Source organism: Nocardioides flavescens, assembly GCF_009823805.1.
GTDB lineage: Bacteria > Actinomycetota > Actinomycetes > Propionibacteriales > Nocardioidaceae > Nocardioides > Nocardioides flavescens.
Genome location: NZ_WUEK01000001.1, coordinates 137,873 through 159,255, shown reverse-complemented (window position 1 = coordinate 159,255; position 21,383 = coordinate 137,873). Strand labels below are relative to the sequence as shown.

At 73.9% G+C, this 21,383-nt stretch carries 18 protein-coding genes; 17 read left to right on the top strand and 1 reads right to left on the bottom strand.

Translation table 11 applies throughout. From position 1 onward, the window contains the following. Nucleotides 1-6 precede the first annotated feature (6 nt). The 13 genes from GRQ65_RS00760 (at nt 7) to GRQ65_RS00700 (ending at nt 15,281) form a co-directional block, all read left to right on the top strand. A complete protein-coding gene (locus GRQ65_RS00760; RefSeq protein WP_160874178.1) occupies nt 7-2,298 on the top strand; it encodes a DEAD/DEAH box helicase in 2,292 nt (763 codons plus the stop codon). 14 nt (nt 2,299-2,312) lie between these two features. Beyond that, entirely contained in the window at nt 2,313-2,873 is a 561-nt protein-coding gene (gene rsmD / locus GRQ65_RS00755) for a 16S rRNA (guanine(966)-N(2))-methyltransferase RsmD (protein ID WP_160874176.1), read from the top strand. Beyond that, nucleotides 2,870-3,358, top strand: a complete 489-nt coding sequence (gene coaD, locus GRQ65_RS00750; RefSeq protein ID WP_160874174.1) for a pantetheine-phosphate adenylyltransferase — start codon at nt 2,870-2,872, stop codon at nt 3,356-3,358. The genes rsmD and coaD overlap by 4 nt, the downstream gene beginning before the upstream one ends. Before the next feature lie 103 nt (nt 3,359-3,461). Then, nucleotides 3,462-4,019 carry a YceD family protein gene (locus GRQ65_RS00745; RefSeq protein WP_160874886.1) on the top strand — a complete coding sequence of 186 codons (558 nt, stop codon included), beginning with the start codon at nt 3,462-3,464 and terminating at the stop codon, nt 4,017-4,019. A 16-nt stretch (nt 4,020-4,035) separates the two neighbouring features. After that, nucleotides 4,036-4,221 (top strand): 50S ribosomal protein L32, encoded by a 186-nt coding sequence (gene rpmF, locus GRQ65_RS00740; protein WP_160874172.1) that lies wholly within the window; start codon nt 4,036-4,038, stop codon nt 4,219-4,221. A 22-nt stretch (nt 4,222-4,243) separates the two neighbouring features. After that, nucleotides 4,244-5,005: a ribonuclease III gene (rnc, locus tag GRQ65_RS00735; RefSeq protein ID WP_160874170.1), complete on the top strand. Its 762-nt coding sequence runs from the start codon at nt 4,244-4,246 to the stop codon at nt 5,003-5,005. A gap of 24 nt (nt 5,006-5,029) precedes the next feature. Then, complete coding sequence (gene mutM / locus GRQ65_RS00730) at nt 5,030-5,926, top strand: bifunctional DNA-formamidopyrimidine glycosylase/DNA-(apurinic or apyrimidinic site) lyase (RefSeq protein ID WP_160874168.1); 897 nt, start codon at nt 5,030-5,032, stop codon at nt 5,924-5,926. Between the two features lie 91 nt (nt 5,927-6,017). After that, the gene (locus GRQ65_RS00725) at nt 6,018-6,218 is read left to right on the top strand and encodes a hypothetical protein (protein ID WP_160874166.1); all 201 of its coding nucleotides are present in this window, start codon (nt 6,018-6,020) and stop codon (nt 6,216-6,218) included. Between the two features lie 41 nt (nt 6,219-6,259). Continuing rightward, nucleotides 6,260-7,525 carry an MFS transporter gene (locus GRQ65_RS00720; RefSeq protein ID WP_160874164.1) on the top strand — a complete coding sequence of 422 codons (1,266 nt, stop codon included), beginning with the start codon at nt 6,260-6,262 and terminating at the stop codon, nt 7,523-7,525. Between the two features lie 104 nt (nt 7,526-7,629). After that, nucleotides 7,630-11,229, top strand: a complete 3,600-nt coding sequence (smc, locus tag GRQ65_RS00715; protein ID WP_160874162.1) for a chromosome segregation protein SMC — start codon at nt 7,630-7,632, stop codon at nt 11,227-11,229. Between the two features lie 26 nt (nt 11,230-11,255). Continuing rightward, a complete protein-coding gene (locus tag GRQ65_RS00710; protein WP_160874160.1) occupies nt 11,256-11,714 on the top strand; it encodes an acyl-CoA thioesterase in 459 nt (152 codons plus the stop codon). Between the two features lie 105 nt (nt 11,715-11,819). Further along, the gene (gene ftsY / locus GRQ65_RS00705; protein ID WP_202387025.1) at nt 11,820-12,992 is read left to right on the top strand and encodes a signal recognition particle-docking protein FtsY; all 1,173 of its coding nucleotides are present in this window, start codon (nt 11,820-11,822) and stop codon (nt 12,990-12,992) included. Between the two features lie 3 nt (nt 12,993-12,995). After that, entirely contained in the window at nt 12,996-15,281 is a 2,286-nt protein-coding gene (locus tag GRQ65_RS00700; protein WP_160874158.1) for a glycosyltransferase, read from the top strand. Nucleotides 15,282-15,362: 81 nt separating this feature from the next. Here the strand turns inward: GRQ65_RS00700 and GRQ65_RS00695 are convergent, their stop codons facing one another. Then, the gene (locus GRQ65_RS00695; protein WP_160874156.1) at nt 15,363-16,781 is read right to left on the bottom strand and encodes a rhamnan synthesis F family protein; all 1,419 of its coding nucleotides are present in this window, start codon (nt 16,779-16,781) and stop codon (nt 15,363-15,365) included. 214 nt (nt 16,782-16,995) lie between these two features. On the opposite strand from GRQ65_RS00695, the gene GRQ65_RS00690 reads away from it, so the two are divergent. The 4 genes from GRQ65_RS00690 (at nt 16,996) to GRQ65_RS00675 (ending at nt 21,318) form a co-directional block, all read left to right on the top strand. Next, entirely contained in the window at nt 16,996-18,291 is a 1,296-nt protein-coding gene (locus GRQ65_RS00690) for an ammonium transporter (protein WP_337191402.1), read from the top strand. Then, entirely contained in the window at nt 18,288-18,626 is a 339-nt protein-coding gene (locus tag GRQ65_RS00685) for a P-II family nitrogen regulator (protein WP_160874154.1), read from the top strand. Before GRQ65_RS00690 ends, GRQ65_RS00685 begins: the two co-directional genes overlap by 4 nt. A gap of 108 nt (nt 18,627-18,734) precedes the next feature. Continuing rightward, the gene (locus tag GRQ65_RS00680; protein WP_160874152.1) at nt 18,735-19,073 is read left to right on the top strand and encodes a P-II family nitrogen regulator; all 339 of its coding nucleotides are present in this window, start codon (nt 18,735-18,737) and stop codon (nt 19,071-19,073) included. A gap of 7 nt (nt 19,074-19,080) precedes the next feature. Further along, entirely contained in the window at nt 19,081-21,318 is a 2,238-nt protein-coding gene (locus GRQ65_RS00675) for a [protein-PII] uridylyltransferase (protein WP_160874150.1), read from the top strand. Nucleotides 21,319-21,383 lie beyond the last annotated feature (65 nt).

The window sequence follows — 21,383 nt, the reverse complement described above, 5'->3', positions numbered from 1 at the left end:
CGACCGGTGATCGAGCTCGACTCACCCGTCGAGACCGTCCTCGGCGAGGCGAAGGACGCGAAGGGCCGCTCGCGCAACCAGAAGATCGTCGAGGGCCTCGGGCTGCGGACCGTGGGCGACCTGCTGCGCCACTTCCCGCGCCGCTACGTCGAGACCGGCGAGCTGACCGCCCTCGACGAGCTCGAGAAGGGCCAGTTCCTCACCCTGGTCGGCGAGATCGCCACCTCGCGGATCAACACCTACCGCGACCGCCGCACCGGCCGCGAGGCCTACCGCGTCGACGTCGTCCTGCGCACCGAGGTCCACCGGCTCAAGATGACGTTCTTCGCCAAGGGCAGGGGGATGGCCGAGTGGCAGGCCAGGAAGCTCAGGCCGGGGAGGCGCGGGCTGTTCATCGGCCAGGCCGACACCTTCCGTGACGAGTGGCAGCTGAGCCACCCCCAGATGATCCTGTTCGGCGAGGAGGACGACGACTCGGGCGTCGCCGACACCCCGGAGGTGGCGGCCCAGCGCACGCTCGACGCCATCGGCGCGCTCTACCCGATCTACCCGCTCACCAAGGGCGTCGAGTCCTGGGACCTGCAGCGTGCGATCGCCTTCGCCCGCACGGTCGTCGACGACGTGCCCGACCTCGTGCCGGCGTCCGTGCGCACCGAGCACGGCCTGCTCAGCGCGCGCGACGCCGTCGACCGGATCCACCAGCCCGACTCGTGGGCCGACGTCGGCAAGGCGCAGAAGCGCTTCCGCTTCGAGGAGGCGCTGGTCACCCAGCTGCTGCTGGGCCGGCGACGGCGGGCGGTGCGCGCCCTCGGCGCCCGGGTGCGCGACGGTGGCGACGGCTCGCTCCTGACGGCGTTCGACGCCTCGCTGCCGTTCGAGCTCACCGCGGGTCAGCGCGAGATCGGCGCGACGATCGAGGCCGACCTCGCCGAGCCCCACCCGATGAACCGGCTGCTGCAGGGTGAGGTCGGCTCGGGCAAGACCCTGGTCGCGCTGCGGGCGATGCTCCGCGTCGTCGACTCCGGCGGTCAGGCGGCGCTGCTGGCCCCGACGGAGGTGCTCGCCCAGCAGCACCACCGCTCGATCACCGCGATGCTCGGCGATCTGGCCGGGGGCGCGCTGATGGGCGGCACGACCGTCGAGCTGCTCACCGGCTCCATGTCCAAGGGCCAGCGCACCGAGCCGCTCTCGCGGCTCGCGACCGGCGAGGCGGGCATCGTCATCGGCACCCACGCGCTGCTCGAGGAGCAGGTGCAGTTCTTCGACCTCGGCCTCGTGGTGGTCGACGAGCAGCACCGCTTCGGCGTCGAGCAGCGCGCCGCGCTCACCTCCAAGAGCCAGGGCGAGGTGCCGCCGCACGTCCTGGTCATGACGGCCACGCCGATCCCGCGCACCGTCGCGATGACCGTCTTCGGCGACCTCGAGGTCTCGACGCTCTCCGAGCTGCCCGCCGGGCGTGCGCCGATCCAGACCAACGTCGTGCCGCTCGCAGAGGCGCCACGCTGGATCGACCGGGTCTGGGCCCGGGTGCGCGAGGAGGTCGAGAAGGGCCACCAGGCCTACGTCGTCTGCCCCCGCATCAGCGGCGACGAGCAGGAGCCCGGCGAGGTCGACGCGGCGTACGACGAGTCGCCGGACCCGGACGGCCCGGCGGTCGCAGGCGGGTCGGACCCGCGGGCGAAGGCGCCGCTGACGGCGGTCGAGGACCTCGCGGCCGAGCTCGCCGACGGACCGTTGCGGGGGCTCCGACTGGCGGTGCTCCACGGCCGGCTCGCTCCCGAGGTCAAGGACCGCACCATGCGGGCCTTCGCCGCCGGGGAGGTCGACGTGCTCGTCTCGACCACCGTCATCGAGGTCGGCGTCGACGTCGCCAACGCCACGACAATGGTCATCACCGACGCCGACCGGTTCGGCATCTCCCAGCTGCACCAGCTGCGCGGCCGGGTCGGCCGTGGCGGGCTGCCGGGCCTGTGCCTGCTCGTCTCCCACGCGCAGCTCGACACCCCCGCCCGCGAGCGGCTCGACGCGGTCGCACGGAGCACCGACGGCTTCGAGCTGAGCCGCGTCGACCTCGAGCAGCGCCGCGAGGGCGACGTGCTCGGCAGCTCGCAGTCGGGCTACCGCTCGACGCTGCGCGACCTGCGGGTGCTGCGCGACGAGAAGACGATCGTGGCCGCCCGCAAGGCCGCCGAGCAGCTGCTCGACGAGGACCCCGCGCTGCGCGCCCACCCGCTGCTGGCGGGTGCGCTCTACCACCTCGAGGACTCAGCCCAAGCCGACTTCATCGAGAAGTCGTAGGGTCCCGCCCAGCCATGACACGCATCATCGGAGGAGACGCCGGCGGCCGACGCATCGGCACCCCGACCGGCCAGCACACCCGTCCCACCACCGACCGGGTGCGCGAGGCGCTGTTCTCCAGCATCGAGTCGTGGTGCGGCTCGCTGCAGGGCCTGCGCTTCCTCGACCTCTACGCCGGCTCGGGGGCGGTCGGCCTCGAGGCGTGGTCGCGCGGGGCGGGGGTCGTGACGCTGGTCGAGTCGGACCGGCGCACGGCGAAGCTGATCTCCGACAACGCCCGGGCGCTCGGCTGCACCCGCGCCGACGTGCGCTCCGCGAGCGTGCCGACCGTGCTGGGCCGCGCGCCGTCGGCGCCCTACGACGTCGTGTTCCTCGACCCGCCGTACCCGCTCACGGAGGCGCAGCTCGCCGACGACCTCGCCGCGCTGTGCGGTCAGGGCTGGCTCGTGCCGGGCGCGATGGTGGTCGTCGAGCGCTCCGGTCGCAGCCCGGAGCCGACCTGGCCCGAGGGCATCGAGGCGACCCGGCACAAGGCCTACGGCGAGACCGCGCTCTGGTACGGTCGCGCGTCGTGACGCGCGCGGTCTGCCCGGGTTCCTTCGACCCCGTCACCCTCGGTCACCTCGACGTCGTGCGCCGCGCGGCCGGGCTCTTCGACGAGGTCGTCGTCGCGGTCGGCGTCAACGCCTCCAAGCGCCGGCTCTTCAGCGACGAGGAGCGGCTCGCCCTCCTCGAGGAGGGCACCCGAGAGCTCGCCAACGTCCGCGTCGCGGGCTTCACCGGCCTGCTGACGACGTTCTGCGCCGAGCAGGGCGCCCAGGCGGTCGTGAAGGGGCTGCGCGGGCCCGGCGACTACGAGTACGAGCTGCCGATGGCGCAGATGAACGCCCACCTGACCGGTCTCGAGACCGTCTTCCTCGCGACCGACCCGCGGTGGTCCTTCGTGTCCTCCAGCCTGGTCAAGGAGGTCGCCGGGCTCGGCGGCGACGTCGCCGCCCTCGTGCCCGACTTCGTGCTCGAGCCGCTGCTCGCGCGGGTCGCGGAGCGCGCCGGCGCCTGAGTCCACGCCCGAGTCGTGCGCGGGTGGGGCTGCATTTGGCCCCGGAGTTCGCGGTGCGTACGATTCTCGCTGGATCTGCCTGCCTGGACCTGGATGTGACCTCCTGAAGACGCTGGACCCGAGAGCGCCGCTCGTGCTCGACACTCGCGAGCTCGGCCGCCGCCCGGGGTCCACCCGTCAGGTGTCACGGACAGTGCCGGCGCCGGCAGATCTGGGCATCGAAGTCCTCTCTGTCCCCGAGGGGTCGCCGGTCGAGTTCGACCTGCGCCTCGAGGCGGTCATGGAGGGGGTGCTGGTCACCGGGACGGCGGACGCCTCGCTCAGCGGGGAGTGTGCACGGTGCCTGGAGCCGATCACGGACGAGATCGTGGTCGACCTCCAGGAGCTGTACGTCTACGAGGACCACGCCATCCCCGGCGAGGACGACGAGGTCAGCGCGCTGCAGGACGACCTGGTCGACCTGGAGCCCCTGCTGCGGGACGCGGTGGTGCTCGCACTACCGTTCCAGCCGCTGTGCACGGACGACTGTCCCGGCCTGTGCCCCGACTGCGGGGCGCGCCTGGCCGACGACCCCGGTCATGCGCACGACGCGGCGATCGACCCGCGGTGGGCCGCGCTGAGCGAGCTCACCACCCAGACCGAGCAAGACCCGCAGAACTGAACCGAAAGTAGGAACCATGGCTGTCCCGAAGCGGAAGATGTCGCGCAGCAACACGCGCCACCGTCGCTCGGCCTGGAAGACCACCGCGCCGACGCTGGTCACCTGCGCCAACCCCGCGTGCGGTGCCAAGCACCTCCCGCACCGCGCCTGCGGCAACTGCGGCCAGTACGGCGCTCGCTCGGCCCGTCGTCAGGTCCTCTGACGCCGGATCGGCACCTGACCACGTGACCGACTCTTCGGTCGACTACGCGCAGCTGCGAGAGGCGCTCGGGGACCCCGTCCTGGACCCCGAGCTCCTCGAGCGCGCGCTGACCCACCGCTCGTTCGCCTACGAGAACGGCGGGCTGCCGACCAACGAGCGCCTGGAGTTCCTCGGCGACTCGGTGCTCGGTGTCGTCGTCACCGAGACGCTCTACCTCACCCACCCGGACCTCTCCGAGGGCCGGCTGGCCAAGCTGCGCGCCGCGGTCGTCAACGCGCGCGCCCTCGCCGAGGTCGCCCGCACCATCGGGCTCGGCGAGCACGTCAAGCTCGGTCGCGGCGAGGAGACGACCGGCGGTCGTCAGAAGGCCTCGATCCTGTCCGACACCGTCGAGGCGGTGATCGGCGCGGTCCACCTCAGTGGCGGCATCGAGGTCTCCGCGGTCGTCGTCCACAAGCTGTTCGACCCGCTCATCGAGGCCGCCTCGGCCCTCGGCGCCGGGCTCGACTGGAAGACCTCGCTCCAGGAGCTGTCCGCCGAGCACGGTCTCGGCGTGCCGGAGTACCTCATCGAGGACGAGGGCCCCGACCACATGAAGACCTTCACCGCGCAGGTGCGCGTGGGCACCAAGGTCTACGGCAACGGTGTCGGTCGCTCCAAGAAGGAGGCCGAGCAGGCCGCTGCGGAGACGGCCTACGGCCAGATCGCCGGCACCCCGGGCGCCGCCGACCCCGTCCAGGCCAAGATCGAGGACGCGGTCGAGCAGGCCGCCGAGGACATCTGATCCGCGCCGTCGCCGTGACCGCCCGTGCCTGAGCTGCCGGAGGTCGAGGTCGTCCGCAGCGGTCTCGAGCGCCACGTCACCGGCGCGCGGATCACCCGCGTCGACGTCCTCCACCCGCGGCCCGTACGCCGTGACCCGCGCGGCCCGGCCGGCTTCGCCGAGGCGCTCGTCGGGCGCCGTGTCGAGGTCGCCCGCCGCCGCGGGAAGTACCTCTGGGTGCCGCTCGACAACGGCGACGCCCTGCTCGCCCACCTCGGCATGAGCGGGCAGTTGCTCGTGCAGCCGCACGACGCGCCGCCGGAGCGGCACCTGCGGGTGCGTCTGGTCCTCGACGGCGCCGCGGAGGGCCGCGAGCTGCGCTTCGTCGACCAGCGGATGTTCGGCGGGCTCTCCGTCTCACCCGGCGGCGCCGAGCTGCCCGCCGAGATCGGCCACATCGCGCGCGACCCGCTCGACCCGGAGTTCGACGACGACGCCTTCGTCGCCAAGGTCCGCCGCCGCGCGTCGGGCATCAAGCGCCAGCTGCTCGACCAGGGGCTCGTCTCCGGCGTCGGCAACATCTACGCCGACGAGGCGCTGTGGCGAGCGCGCATCCACGGCGAGCGGCCGGGGGAGCGGCTCACCGCGGCGCAGGTGCGCGAGCTGCTCGGCCACGCCCGCGACGTGATGACCGAGGCGCTGCGCCAGGGCGGCACGTCGTTCGACGCGCTCTACGTCAACGTCAACGGCGAGTCCGGCTACTTCGACCGCTCCCTGCACGCCTACGGCCGCGAGGGCGAGCCGTGTGAGCGCTGCGGCACCCCGATGCGACGGGCGGCGTTCATGAACCGGTCGTCGTTCTTCTGCCCTGTGTGCCAGCCCGTGCCGCGCCGCCGACGCGCGCCGGGTCGCGTCCCCCCGGTCACGACCGCGCCGGATTGACCTCGGGGCCGCAGCGGTGGGACATTTGCAGACGGCCCGCTCGCGGGTCGCACCACCCCCGACACCCCCCTCTCGTCACGGAAGGTCCCACATGGCCAAGGCGCTGATCGGCCACCTGAGCAGCGACCTGCGCGACCCCCGCATCGCGGCTGACAACAGCCGGCTGCGCGCTCGGGTCGCCGAGCTGGAGGCCCTCGTGCTCCGGCTCAGCGAGGAGAACGACCGGCTCGTCTCGGCTCGCGCCGAGGAGCTCCTCGTCTCCGCGCCCCTGCAGGAGATGCAGCCCGCCTGAAGGCACCGGCCCCACCCGCCGCGCGGCGTACGGCGCGCGCGGTGAGCGGCCCGCTCGACGTCCTCGCACCCCCGCGGCTGGGCGTCGGTTTCCGGCGACTCCTCGCGTCGTCGTGGACGAGCAATCTCGCCGACGGCATCGGCCTGGCGGCCGGACCGCTGCTGGTCGCCTCGCGCACCGACGACGCCTTCGTCGTCGCCCTCGCCGCCCTGCTCGTGTGGGCACCCCCGCTGGTGTTCGCGATCCCCGCGGGCGCGGTGACCGACCGGCTCGACCGTCGCCTCGTCGTGGTCACCGGCAACCTCGTGCGCGTGGCCGTGCTCGCGGTGCTGACTGCGGCGGTCGCGACCGACCGGGTCGGCGTCGCCGCCGTGCTGGTCGCGCTGTTCGTGCTGGGGACGTGCGAGGTCTTCGTCGACAACACCGCGCAGACGCTGCTGCCGATGCTCGTGCACCGCGACGACCTGGCGATCGCCAACGCCCGGCTCCAGGTCGGGCATGTGACGCTCAACCAGCTCGCGGCGCCGCCCCTCGGCGCCCTGCTCTTCACGGTCGGGCACGCTGTGCCGTTCGGCGCCCAGGCCGCCTTGGTGCTGCTCGCGGCCGTGATCGTCGGGCGGCTGCGGCTGCCGGAGCACCGCCGCACCCCGGACGAGCTGCGGCCGGTCTGGCACGACGTCGTCGAGGGGTTCCGCTGGACCTGGCACCACGCAGCCGTGCGCACGCTCGTGCTCACGATCTTCGTCTTCAACCTGACCTTCGGCGCGGCGTGGTCGGTGCTCGTCCTCTACGTCACCGAGCACCTCGGGCTCGGCGACCTCGGCTACGGCCTGGTCACCGCCGTGATCGCGGCCGGCGGACTCGTCGGCACGCTGTCCTACGGCTGGCTGACCCGGCGGTTCAGCCTGGCCGACCTGATGCGGGTCGGCCTGGTCCTCGAGACGCTCACCCACCTCGCGCTGGCCGCCACCTCCCGCGCGTACGTCGCGCTGCCGGTCTTCTTCGTCTTCGGGGCGCACGCCTTCGTCTGGGGAACGACGTCGATCACCGTGCGCCAGCGGGCCGTGCCGATGCACCTGCAGGGCCGGGTCGGCTCGGTGAACCTGGTGGGCATGTACGGCGGCCTGGTGATCGGGGCCGCGATCGGCGGTGTGATCGCCCAGGGCTACGGCGTCACGGCGCCGTTCTGGTTCGCCTTCGCCGGCTCGGTGCTGTGCTGCGTGCTCATCTGGCGCCAGCTCGGCCACATCGCCCACGCCGAGGAGCGAGCGGCGCCGCTCACGGAGGGCACCTCCAGGACGCCCTGACACGCGGGCTGACACGAGGGCTGACACGCGGGTCGCCGTACGGCGGCTGCCCGGCGGTGTCGGCGCGCGAGGTTAGGGTGTGCGCGAGATCCGAGGGAGGCACCGTGCACCTGAAGAGCCTGACCCTGCGGGGGTTCAAGTCCTTCGCCTCCTCGACGACGCTCCAGCTCGAGCCGGGCATCACCTGCATCGTCGGGCCCAACGGCTCCGGCAAGTCCAACGTCGTCGACGCCCTCGCCTGGGTCATGGGCGAGGCGAGCGCCAAGTCGCTGCGCGGCGGCAAGATGGACGACGTCATCTTCGCCGGCACCTCCGGTCGCCCGCCGCTGGGTCGGGCCGAGGTGCTGCTCACCATCGACAACACCGACGGCGCGCTGCCGATCGAGTACTCCGAGGTGACGATCAGCCGCACGATGTTCCGCTCGGGCGGCTCGGAGTACGCCATCAACGGCACCTCGTGCCGCCTCCTCGACGTGCAGGAGCTGCTGAGCGACTCCGGCATCGGACGCGAGATGCACGTCATCGTCGGCCAGGGCCAGCTCGACGCGATCCTGCACGCCACCCCCGAGGACCGGCGCGGCTTCATCGAGGAGGCGGCTGGGGTCCTCAAGCACCGCAAGCGCAAGGAGAAGGCGCTGCGCAAGCTCGACGCGTGCGAGGGCAACCTCACCCGCCTCGGCGACCTGCTCACCGAGCTGCGGCGCCAGCTCAAGCCGCTCGGGCGCCAGGCCGAGGTCGCCCGCCGCGCCGCCGGGGTGCAGTCGACGGTGCGCGACGCCCGCGCGCGGCTGCTCGCCGACGACCTCGTCACCGCCCGCACCTCGCTCGAGCAGGAGCTCGCCGACGAGAGCGTCCTCGTCCAGCGACAGGAGCAGGTCGCGGCGGCCCAGACCGAGGCGAGCGAGCAGGAGGCGCAGCTCGAGGCGGCCCTGCGCGAGGACCTGCCGGCCCTGGCCCAGGCGCAGGAGACGTGGTTCGCTCTGTCGGGCCTGCGCGAGCGGTTGCGCGGCACCGTGTCGCTGGCCGGCGAGCGCGTGCGCAACGCCCAGGGGCTCGCCGGCACCGAGGTCACCTCCGGCCGCGACCCCGACGCCCTCGAGGCCCAGGCCGCGCAGGTGCGCCAGCAGGAGGAGGCGATCGCCGCCGAGGTGGAGGCCCACCGGGTCGCCCTCGAGACCTCGGTCGCCGCGCGCCGCAGCGCCGAGGACGCCGTCGCCGAGGAGGAGCGCCGCGTCGCCGGACTGCACCGCGCCGCCGCCGACCGCCGCGAGGGGCTGGCCCGGCTCACCGGTCAGGTCAATGCCGCCCGCAGCCGGGCCGCGGCCAAGGCCGACGAGATCGGCCGGCTCACCCAGGCCCGTGGGGACGCCCTCGCCCGGGCTCAGCGCGCCCAGCGCGACTTCACCGCCCTCGAGACCCGGGTGGCCGGGCTCGACGCGGGGGAGGAGGGCCTCGACGCCGAGCACGAGACCGCGGCCGCGCTGCTCGACGACGTCGAGGAGCGCCTCGCCAAGGCCCGCGAGGAGCAGCAGCTCGCGGAACGCGACCGCACCGCGCTGACCGCCCGCAAGGACGCCCTCGAGATCGGTCTCAACCGCAAGGACGGAGCCGGCGCCCTGCTCGCCGCGTCCGGCGAGCTCTCCGGTCTGCTCGGCTCGGTCGCCGCCGTCCTCACCGTGCGCGCGGGCTACGAGGCCGCCGTGGCCGCCGCGCTCGGCAGCGCCGCCGACGCCGTCGCCGTGACCGGGGCCGACGCGGCTCTCGCCGCCGTCGCACACCTCAAGGAGCACGACCTCGGCCGTGCCGGGCTGCTGCTCGCCGGCGCCCCCGGCCCCGCCGACGCGAGCGGCTGGCCCGCCCTGCCCGCCCACGCGACGTACGCCGTCGACGTGGTGGAGTGCCCCGCCGAGCTGCGGCCCGCGCTCGCGCGCCTGCTCGATCGGGTGGCCGTGGTCGACGACCTGCCGGCCGCACGGGCGCTGGTCGCCGACGACGCGAGCCTGGTGGCCGTCACCCGCGAGGGCGACGTGCTCGGCGCCCACCTCGCCTCGGGCGGCTCGAGCAGCCAGCCGAGCCTGATCGAGGTGCAGGCCGCGGTCGACGAGGCGACCGCCCAGCTCGCCGAGGCCGTCGCGGCCACCGAGCGCCTCGGGTTCGACCTCTCCCGGCTCGAGCGCGAGCGCCACGAGGCCCAGCTCGGCGTGGACGTGGCCCTGGCCAAGCTGCACGAGTCCGACGCGACCCTGGCGGCGGTCGCCGAGGAGCTCGGTCAGTACGGCGCCCAGGCGCGCGCTGCCCGCGGCGAGGCCGAGCGGCTCGAGGGCTCGCTCGAGCAGGCGCAGCAGGCCGTCGGGTCCGAGGCCGAGGCGCTCAGCGAGCTCGAGGCGCGTCTCGCCGCCGCGGAGTCGGACCCCCAGGCCGAGGAGGAGGTCGTCGACGAGCGCGCCGCGCTCACCGAGGCCGCCCGTGCCGCCCGCCAGGGCGAGATGGACGCCCGGCTGTCCCTGCGCACCGCCGAGGAGCGGTCCCGGGCCATCCACGGCCGCGCCGACGGACTGCTGCGCGCCGCCCGCGAGGAGCGCGCCAACCGCGCCCGTGAGCAGGAGCGGCGCGAGCGGCTGCTGCGCGAGGGCCGGGCCGCCGAGGCGGTGGTCGCCGCGGCGACCTACGTGCTGGAGCGCCTCGACACCTCGATCACCCGCGCCGCCGCCGCCCGCGCCGAGGTCGAGCAGGCCCGGCTCGGTCGCGAGCAGGCGCTGCTCGCCGTCCGCGCCCGGCTGCGCGACCTCAACCGCGAGCACGACGAGCTGGTCAACTCCGCCCACCGCGACGAGCTGGCCCGCGCCCAGCAGCGGATGCGCATCGAGCAGCTCGAGGAGCGGGCCCTGGAGGAGCTCGGCCTCGACCCGGCCTCGCTCGTGCGCGACTACGGCCCCGACGTGCCCGTGCCGGTCGACGCCAAGGACGCCAAGGCCGCCAAGGCCGCCGAGGCCGCACCCGTCGACGGCGAGGAGCCCGGGGAGCCGGAGACGGTGCCGTTCGACCGGGAGCAGCAGCGCAAGGGGCTGCGCGCCGCCGAGCGCGAGCTGTCGATGCTCGGCACGGTCAACCCGCTGGCGCTCGAGGAGTTCAGCGCGCTCGAGGAACGACACCGCTTCCTCACCGAGCAGCTCGAGGACCTCAAGACGACGCGCAAGGACCTGATGGACATCGTCCGCGAGGTCGACGCGCGGGTCGAGCAGGTCTTCGCCGAGGCCTACGCCGACGTGGAGCGCGCCTTCGACGCGACGTTCGCGCGGCTCTTCCCGGGCGGCGAGGGGCGTCTGGTCCTCACCGACCCCGACGACATGCTCACGACCGGCATCGAGGTCGAGGCCCGCCCGCCCGGCAAGAAGGTCAAGCGCCTCTCCCTGCTCTCCGGTGGCGAGCGCTCGCTGGTCGCCGTGGCGTTCCTGGTGGCGCTGTTCAAGGCCCGCCCGTCGCCGTTCTACATCCTGGACGAGGTCGAGGCGGCGCTCGACGACACCAACCTCGGGCGGCTGCTGCAGATCTACGAGGAGCTGCGCGAGAGCTCGCAGCTGCTGGTCATCACGCACCAGAAGCGCACGATGGAGGTCGGCGACGCGCTCTACGGCGTCACGATGCGCGGCGACGGCGTCTCGACCGTCATCAGCCAGCGGCTGCGCGAGCCCGAGCCCGCCTGACCTCTCGAGGGTGCTTGGATCGGGGCATGGCTGCTCGACCTGACCGTCCCCGGCGTGCCGACTACGTCCACTGGGAGCAGGTCACGACGCGCTGGGCCGACATCGACGTCTACGGGCACATGAACAACGCCCGCTACTTCGAGCTCATCGACACCGTGGTCAACAACCACCTCGCCGAGGCCACCGGCACCGACATCCGCCGGCTCCCCGCGATCGGCGTCGTCGCCGAGGTCGGCTGCCGCTACTTCGCCGAGATCGGCTACCCCGAGCCCGTCGACGTCGGGGTCGTCGCCGACAAGGTCGGCACCTCGTCGGTGGTCTACCGCGTCGGGCTCTTCCAAGCTGGCTCCGGTGAGCCGGACGAGCAGGCCCGCGCCGAGGGGCGCTTCGTCCACGTCTACGTCGACAACGACGACCCCGCCCGGCCCGTCGTACCGATGCCCGCGGAGATCCGCGCGGCCGTCGAGCCGCTCCTGCGGGGATAGTCCGCGACGTTCCTTCCGCCGACGCCCCAGGCGATCTGGTCCGCGCCACCCCGGGCCCCGACCCGCTGAGTCGGCGCTGGGGTGAGCGGCTGACAGGATGGAGGCATGTCTGCTCTGGCCGTGCTGATCCTGGTCATCGCCGTCGTCGGCGTCGCGCTCGTGGGCACCGTGGCGGGGCTGCTCGTGCGGGGTCGGCGGCCCAAGCCGCTGCCAAACACCCACACCGACGTCATCGTGTCCCCGCCTCCGGCGGCGGACACCGACACCGACGTCCCGCCGGTCGAGCTCTCCTCCCCGCCGGCCACCCTCGAGCCGACCCTCGAGCCCGAGGCGCCGACCGTTCCCCCGCTCGAGCGGCCCGAGCCGACCGCGTCGCGGCTGGTGCGGCTGCGCCAGCGCCTGGCGGGCAGCCAGGGAGGCTTCGGCCGCGGGCTGCTCGCGCTGCTGAGCCGTGACCGTCTCGACGAGGACACCTGGGAGTCGATCGAGGACGTCCTGCTCACCGCCGACATCGGTGTCGCGGCCACCCAGCAGGTCGTCGAGGGGCTGCGCACCCGGATGCGCGTGGAGGGCGGCGCCGCTCCTGACGCGCGTACGGCGCTGCGCGAGGAGCTGGTCAAGCTCGTCGACCCGGCCATGGACCGCCGCCTGCAGGTGAGCGGCAGCGACGGCAAGCCCGGTGTAGTGCTCGTCGTGGGCGTCAACGGCTCCGGCAAGACCACGACCGTCGGCAAGCTCGCGCGCATCCTGGTCGCCGAGGAGCGCACGGTGACGCTCGGCGCGGCCGACACGTTCCGCGCGGCCGCCGTCGACCAGCTCGCCACCTGGGGTGAGCGCGTCGGCGTCGAGGTCGTGCGCGGCAACGAGGGCACCGACCCCGCCAGCGTCGCCTTCGACGCGGTCAAGGACGGCGTGGACAACGGCGTCGACACCGTCATCGTCGACACCGCCGGCCGCCTGCAGAACAAGGCCGGCCTCATGGACGAGCTCGGCAAGGTCAAGCGGGTCATCGAGAAGCAGGCCCCGGTCACCGAGGTGCTGCTCGTGCTCGACGCCACCACCGGTCAGAACGGCCTGGTCCAGGCCCGCGTCTTCTCCGAGGTCGTCGACGTCACCGGCGTCGTGCTGACCAAGCTCGACGGCTCGGCCAAGGGCGGCATCGTGGTCTCGGTGCAGCGCGAGCTCGGGGTGCCGGTCAAGCTCGTCGGCCTGGGCGAGGGTCCCGACGACCTGGCGCCGTTCGACGCTGAGGCGTTCGTCGACGCGCTGCTGGGCTGAGCCGTGGTGCGGGTCAGCGTCGTCCTCGACGGGGGCCACGACGAGGAGCTGCGCGCGGCCTCGCTGGCCTCGCTGGAGGCGCAGACCGTCACCGACTGGGAGGTCGTGACCTCGCTGGCCGAGGCGACGGGGGTGTACGTCGCGTTCCTCGAGGCGGCCGACCGCTGGGTGCCCGACCGGCTCGAGCGGCTCCTCGCCGTCGGCGCACCCGCCGTCGCCGACCAGGTCGAGGGGGAGCGGGGCAACGGAGAGACGGTGCTGCTGCGCGCGCCGGCCCCCGACGTCGAGCCGGCCCGGCTGCTCATCCGTCGTGACCTCGTCCACCCCGACGCGCTCGCCAACCCGGCGTGGCCGTTCGACCTGTTCCTCCACGGGGGTCTGGAGGTGGCGGCGCTCGACCGGGTCGGGCTGCGGCGACGGTTCCCCGACCGCCGCCGCGCCCTCGCGCTGCGCCCCGGCCACCACCGCAACGCGGTGCTGGCCCGCCACATCGACTGGGACGCCCTCGCCGCGCGTACGCCGACCCGCGGGCTGACCAGCGTCATCGTGCCGACCTACGAGGACGCCGAGCTCACCACCGCCTGCGTCGGGTCGCTGCTCGCGGCGGGCGACGACGTCGAGGTCGTGGTCTGGGACAACGGCTCGAGCCGGGAGATCGCCGAGCAGCTCACGCCCCTCGGCGAGCACGACCGCGTCACCCTGGTGCGAGCGGAGACCAACCACGGCTTCGCCCTCGGCAACGACTACGCCCTGCGCGAGTGCCACGGCGACGTCGTCGTCTTCCTCAACAACGACACGACCGTGCCGCCGGGATGGACCGCCCCGCTGCGGCGAGCGCTCGAGGACCCCGAGGTGCTCGGGGCGCAGCCGCTCCTGCTCTACCCGAGCGGGGCGGTGCAGTGCGCGGGCATCGCGTTCCCGAGCTGTGGCGGGCTGCCGCACGCGTTCCTGCAGGGGTTCCCGGTCGAGGACGCCGCCGGCGTCGACGAGCTCGAGTTCGCGGCGATCACCGGCGCTGCGCTCGCGTTGCGCTGGGAGGACGCGGTCGCGCTGCAGGGCTTCGACGCGACGTACACCAACGGCATGGAGGACGTCGACCTCTGCCTGCGGCTGGCGGCGCTGCGACCGGGGCACTTCCGGGTCGTCGCCGAGGCGCCGGTCGTGCACCACGAGTCGCGCACCCCGGGGCGCTACGACAAGCACCTCGTCAACCGCGCGGTCTACCTCGACCGCTGGCAGCGGGTCGCCGAGCCCCGCGACGACGAGGCCCTGTGGGCCACCCGGGGCTTCACGGTCGCCGGGCACGACCTCGGTCGGCCCCGCCACGGTGAGCAGCCGCGGCTGCGGGTGCCCGCACCGGTCCTGGTGCGCGAGCGGACGACGCTGCGCTGGGCGATCAAGAACCCCGCACCCGCCGGCCCCGGCGGCGACCGGTGGGGCGACACGCCGTTCGCCGAGGCGCTCGCCGCGGCCCTGCGCGACGCCGGCCAGGAGGTCGTCGTCGACCGGCGCCCCGAGTGGGACCGTGCGACCGCGCGCCACGACGACGTCGAGCTGGTGCTGCGCGGGCTGACCCGCCACGACCCCGGCCCCACCGCCGTCTCGCTGCTCTGGGTGATCTCCCACCCCGAGCTGGTCACGCCCGAGGAGGCGCGCGGCTACGACCGGGTGCTCGCCGCCTCGCTCACCTGGGGTGTCGGTGACGTGCCCGTCACGCCGCTGCTGCAGGCCACCGACCCCGACCGCTTCCACCCCGACGCGGCCGAGCCGGACAGCGGAGAGCGGGTGCTCTTCGTCGGCAACTCCCGCCGCGTGCTGCGCCCCGTCGTCCGCGACGCGCTGGCCGCCGGCCTCCCGCTCTCGGTGTACGGCGACCTCTGGTCGGGACTCGTGCCCGACGAGGTCGTGCGGGCGCGCTCGCTGCCCAACCACGCCCTCGCCGCGGCGTACGCCGGCGCGGGGGTGGTGCTCAACGACCACCACCCGGGCATGCGTGCCGCGGGGTTCGTGTCCAACCGGCTCTTCGACGCGGTCGCATCGGGTGCGCGGGTGGTGAGCGACGACGTGGCCGGGGCCCGCGAGCTGTTCGGCGACAGCGTGCAGGTCTACCGCGACGCCGACGACCTGCGCAGGCTGGCGACGGCGCCCGACCTCGACGCGGTCTTCGGCGACCTCGCGCGCCGCCGGGAGGCTGCCGAGCGGGTGCGCCGCGAGCACTCCTTCGCCGCCCGCGCCGCCACCCTCGTCGAGGTCGCGCTCTCAGCCCGCGCCGCCCGCGGGCTCGGCTGAGGTCGGGGCGTTTCCCCGGTCAGCCGGGGAAAGGTGCACCTGGGGGGCGGAATGTTGGCCCCCAGGCGCACCGATCCCCGGTCAGCCGGGGAAATGTCCGCCCGCGGCGAAGCTCGCGGCCAGGTCGGCAGGGTCGGCGACGCGTAGCAGGTGCCGCTCGAAGGCCTCGACGGGAGCGTCGGGCACCTCGGCGCGGATCCGCTCCTTCCACGCCCCGAGCCCGGGGGTGTCGTAGGGGTTGGCGACCAGGAAGCGCCGCTTGAACAGTGGGAACCCCTCGCCGAGCAGGGCGAACGCGCCGGGGCCGTAGACCGGGTGGTTGGGGCGCAGGTCGGGCAGCCAGGTGTCCCAGGCGAAGCCCCGGCCGAGCAGGTAGGCCGTCGTGCCGTACTCGTACTTCTGCACCAGCAGCTCGTGGTCCTCCTGCGGCACCACCGCGTCGAGCCGACGCCGGAAGCCGGAGTCGTCGAGCACCGGTCGGCGCAGCGCGAGGAAGTAGGAGCCGAGGTGCACCTGCTCGCGGGTGCGGAACACCGGCTGGTCGACCCAGGAGCGGCGCACCTCGTCGAGCGGGACCGACTGCGGCTCGAGCGGCGTCGGCTCGAAGCGGCGCGCGGTGAGCTGCATCGCCCAGACGTCGCAGGCGCGGGCGTCCATGCGCGCGAACACCTCGTCGAGCGGGCGCACCAGCCAGCACGAGTCGTTGGCCAGCACCACCTCGTCGTACGCCGCCAGCGCGTCCCAGCCGACGAGCGTGCGGGCCAGGTGGCTCCACGAGCCGAAGTCGTGCGCGCCGCGCCGCTCGGCCCACGACCCGCGGGTGATGCCCGCGAGCCGGTCGAGCTGGCCGGGCTGCAGCGCGCCGTCGTAGAGCACGAACACGTCGGCGTGGCGGGCCAGCTCGGTGACGTAGGCGACGACGGTGTCGTCGACCAGGCCGTCGACGTCGTACGCCGCGAAGAGGACCGCGCGCCGCGGCGTGGCGGGCAGCCGGGCGGGGGAGCCCGGCGGCGGGACCAGGGGAGCGCCGGCCACCGAGGCCTCCACAGCGGGTGGCAACGGCGCCAGCCCGCGGAAGCGGCCGTCGAGCAGGAAGTGCACCAGTGGGTCGACCGCCGTCTCGGAGTCGTCGGCGGGGTCGAGGTGCTCGGTGACGTACCACCACACGTCGAAGTCCAGGCTGGGGTTGCGCTGCCGGCGCCAGCCGCGGCGGCAGAAGTGGTCGACGGGCTCGGCGCCGCGGTCGGCCTGCGGCGGGTTGTGGGCGAGGTAGCCCGCCTCGTCGACGGCCCCGGCCTGCCGCACCACCGCCACCTCGCAGCGACGACCCAGCCCGACCGGGGGTGCGGGCGCCGCGGGGAGGTCGAGGGCGTGGACGCCGTCGGTGAGCGCCCGCTGCAGCAGCTCGCGGGCGGCTGGCGAGTCCGGGCCGGCGGCCTTCCAGGCAGCGACGAGTGCGGCCCAGGACGACGCCCAGCGGGCGAGCTCGGGCGCGGTCACCGGCCCATCATCGCCGAGCCGGTCCCGTCGGGCGTCCCGTGCCTGCCCGAGCGTCGTGCGAAACCTCGATGTAACACCGGCGCGGATGTCGTTTCCTGCTCGCAACACGGGCACGTGCGCGGTGAAACCTCGCGCCGCGAACGTTGCCTGCACCCGAGGGGGACGTCGGTCGAGTGCCGGTGCGTCCTCCACTCACGATCTAGATGGAGGTCTCGTGGACGGCTACTACGCGTTCATGCTCGTGGCCACGGCGCTGGTCCTGATGATGACCGTGCCCGCCCTGGCCCTGTTCTACGGCGGCATGTCCCGCTCGAAGTCCGTCCTCAACATGATGATGATGTCCTACGTCGCCGCCGCGATCGTGGGCATCCTCTACGTCGCGGTCGGCTGGTCGATGGGCTGGAGCGGCGACGGCACGTTCTTCGCCAACCCGTTCGACCTGTTCTGGCTCGACGGAGTCGGCACCGGCGACTACGTCTTCGTGATGTTCCAGATGACCTTCGCCATCATCACGGTGGCCCTCATCAGCGGTGCGGTCGCCGACCGCATGAAGTTCTCCGCCTGGGTCGTCTTCGTCCCGGTCTGGGCGCTGCTGTGCTACTTCCCGATGGCCCACATGGTCTTCAGCTGCACCGAGGACTCGCTCATCTGCGGCCGGATCGGGGCGCAGGACTACGCCGGCGGCACGGCGGTGCACATCAACGCCGGTGTCGCGGGTCTCGTGCTCGCCGTGCTGATCGGCAAGCGCCTCGGCTTCGGCAAGGAGCCGATGCGTCCGCACAACCTGACCCTCACCATGCTCGGCGCCGGTCTGCTCTGGTTCGGCTGGTACGGCTTCAACGTCGGCTCGATCGTGATCGTCGACCAGGACATCACCGCCGAGATGGGCCGCACCTTCGCCAACACCACCCTCGCCACCATGGGCGCCATCATCGGCTGGCTCGTCGTGGAGAAGGTCCTGCACAAGAAGGCCACGTCGCTGGGCGCCGCCTCGGGCATCGTCGCGGGTCTCGTCGCCATCACCCCGGCCGCCGGCGCGGTCGACCTCAGCGGCGCCACGGCCATCGGCCTCATCGCTGGCGCGGTCTGCGCCTGGGCCGTCGGCCTGAAGTTCAAGCTCGGCTACGACGACTCGCTCGACGTCGTCGGCGTCCACCTCGTCGGCGGCATCATCGGCACCGTGCTGATCGGGATCTTCTCGACCTCGGAGGGTGCGGGCGGCGTCGACGGCCTGCTGTACGGCGGCGGCCTCGGCTCGCTCGGCGACCAGACCCTCGGCGCCCTCGTGGCGATCGTCTTCTCCGGCGTGGTGACGACCGTGATCGCCCTGGCCATCAAGTTCACGATCGGGCTGCGCCTCGACGAGGACGGCGAGGTCGCCGGCATCGACGTGGCGGCGCACGGTGAGTCGGCCTACGACATCCACACCGGTGGTGGCGGCGCGGGCTCGTCCAGCGTCCTCGCCCCCAAGACGGCCCCCCTCTCGCAGAGCGAAGGAGCACGCGCATGAAGCTCGTGACCGCGGTGATCAAGCCGCACAAGTGGGAAGACGTCCGCGAGGCCCTCGAGACCTTCGGCGTGACCGGCATGACCGTCAGCGAGGTCAGCGGCTACGGCCGCCAGAAGGGCCACACCGAGGTCTACCGCGGCGCGGAGTACGACATCGCGCTCGTGCCCAAGATCCGCATCGAGATCGTCGTCGACGACGGCGAGGCCAACGACGTGGTCGACATCGTCGTCAAGACGGCGCAGACCGGTCGCATCGGTGACGGCAAGGTCTGGATCAGCCCCGTCGAGACCGTCGTGCGGGTCCGCACCGGCGACCGCGACAGCGCAGCGCTGTGACCCTCGCTCGGACCCCGCACCTCCAGCAGTGAGACACCGGCTCGGCTCCCCAGGATGGGAGCCGGGCCGGTGCCATGATCGCCCCACCCACATCCCCCGGAGGCCCCCGTGAAGCTCGTCACCGCCGTCGTCAAGCCGCACAAGTGGGAGGACGTCCGCGTCGCCCTCGAGACCGTCGGTGTGACCGGCATGACGGTGAGCGAGGTGAGCGGCTACGGGCGCCAGAAGGGCCACACCGAGGTCTACCGCGGCGCGGAGTACGACATCGCGCTCGTGCCCAAGATCCGCATCGAGATCGTGGTCGACGACGCCGACGTGACGAGCGTCGTCGACGCGATCAGCTCGAGCGCCCAGACCGGGCGCATCGGCGACGGCAAGGTCTGGGTCGTGCCCGTCGAGTCGGTCGTGCGGGTGCGCACGGGCGACCGCGACGCCGCCGCGATCTGACGACCGCGTGACCTCACAGGAGCGGGCGCAGCGCACGGCCGACGCCGACGCGCTCTGCGTCAAGGCCTGGGCCGACGTGGGAGCGCCCGAGGTCGGGCTCGCGCTCGTGGCCGTCGGCGGCTACGGCCGCGGCGAGCTCGCGCCGCACTCCGACCTCGACCTCGTCCTCGTCTCCGACGCGCCGCCGGGCGAGCCGGTCGCGGAGGACCCGCTCGTGCGGGACGTGGCCGAGCGGGTCTGGTACCCCCTGTGGGACTCCGGTGCGAACGTCGACCACTCGGTGCGCACGCTGCCCGAGATGCTCACCGCGGCTGACGGCGACCTGCGCGTCGCCTCGGGGCTGCTCGACGTGCGCCACGTCGCCGGCGACCCCAACCTCACCCTCCGGCTGCGCACGACCATGCTCGCGCACTGGCGCCGCCACGCCCGCGAGCGGCTGCCCGCGCTGCAGAAGCTCGTGCGCCAGCGGCACTCCCTCATGGGCGAGCTCGCCCACGAGTCCGTCCCCGACCTCAAGGAGGCCGAGGGCGGCATCCGCGACGCGACGGTGCTGAAGGGACTGGTCGCGACCTGGCTGGTCGACGTACCCCACGTCGAGCTGGAGCGCAGCCGCATCGCGCTGCTCGACGTGCGCGACCACCTGCACGCGGTCGCGGGCCGTGCGACCGACCGCGTCGCGCCCGAGACCTGGGGCGAGCTCGGGGTGCGGCTCGGCCTCGAGGACGCCCGCGCCGCGCAGGTGCACGTGCGCGAGCTCGGCCGCCGGATCACCCACCTCTCGCGGCTGACCTGGCGCCGCGTCGACGACGTGCTCGACCGCCCGGCCTCCCCGGCCCGCGCCCGGAGACCCCAGCTCCTCCCGGTCGCCGAGGGCGTCGCGCTGGCGGGCGGCGAGATCGTCCTGCAGCGCACGGCCCGCCCGGCCCAGGACCCGGTGCTGCTGCTCCGCGCGGCGGCGGAGGCCGCGGAGCGCGACGTCGTGCTCGCCCCACCGACCGCCGCCCGGCTCGCCCGCGAGTGCCCCCCGCTTCCCGACCCCTGGCCCGCCGAGGCGCGCCGGCTGCTGGTGCGGCTGCTCGCGTCCGGTCCCGGGCTGCTCGGGACGTGGGAGACGCTGGAGGAGACCGGCGCGCTGGCAGGGTTCCTGCCCGAGTGGGAGCGGATCCGGCTGCTGCCCCACGCCTCCGCGATCCACCGCTTCACCGTCGACCGGCACGTCGTCGAGACCTGCATGGAGGCGGCCGCCCTGATCCGCAGGGTGGCCCGCCCCGACGTCCTCATGGTGGCGGCGCTGCTGCACGACATCGGCAAGGGCGGGCTGACCGAGCACAGCGTGGCGGGCGAGCCGATCGCGCGCCGCATCGCGGCCCGCATGGGCTTCGAGCCCGCCGCCGTCGACCTCGTCGCACTGCTCGTGCGCTGGCACCTGCTGCTGGCCGAGACCGCGACGACGCGCGACCCCGACGACCCGGCGACCGTGGAGGCGCTCGCCTCGCGGCTCGGGAGCGCCGAGGCGCTCGAGCTGCTCACCGTGCTGACCGAGGCCGACGCCCGCGCGGCATCGCCCAAGGCCTGGTCGTCGTGGCGCTCCGGGCTGATCCTCGGGCTCGCGCGGCGCGCCAACGCCGCGCTGACCTCCGGCGACGCGCCGTCCCTGCCGACGGACGAGTCGGTCGTGGTGCCCGCCGAGGTGGTCCGCGGGGGAGTGTCGATCACCGTCGACCCGGTCGACGACGGGGCCCGGGTCACCGCCATCGCCCCCGACCGGGTCGGCCTCCTCGCCGACCTCGCCGCGGCCTTCGGGCTCCAGCGCGTCGGCATCCGCGCCGCCCGCGTCTGGTCGCAGGAGCAGTACGGCATCTCGGTGTGGGAGGTCGCCGACGAGCACGTCGACGCGACCATCCTGCGCCAGCGCTACGACGCCGTCGTCGAGGGACGTCTCGACCCCGCGGGTCGCTTGGCGCCGCCCGCGGGCCAGTCGCTCGACCCGACGGTCGTCGTACGCCACGAGGCCTCGGCGCAGTCGACGGTCATCGAGGTGCGCACCACCGACCGGCCCGGCGTGGTCTACCTCGTCTGCGCCGCCCTCGCCCGTCTCGACATCGCCGTCCGCTCCGCCCACCTCGACACCCTCGGCCCCCAGGCCGTCGACGTGTTCTACGTCCAGGAGGCCGCCGCCGGCGTCCTCTCCGACACCCGCTCCGCCCAGGCCGCCCACGCTGTCCGCGAGGCCCTCACCGGCTGAGGTGGGAAGATGGCAGTCACTCCCAGAGTCGCCAGTTTCACCGGGTACCCGGTGAAACTGGCACG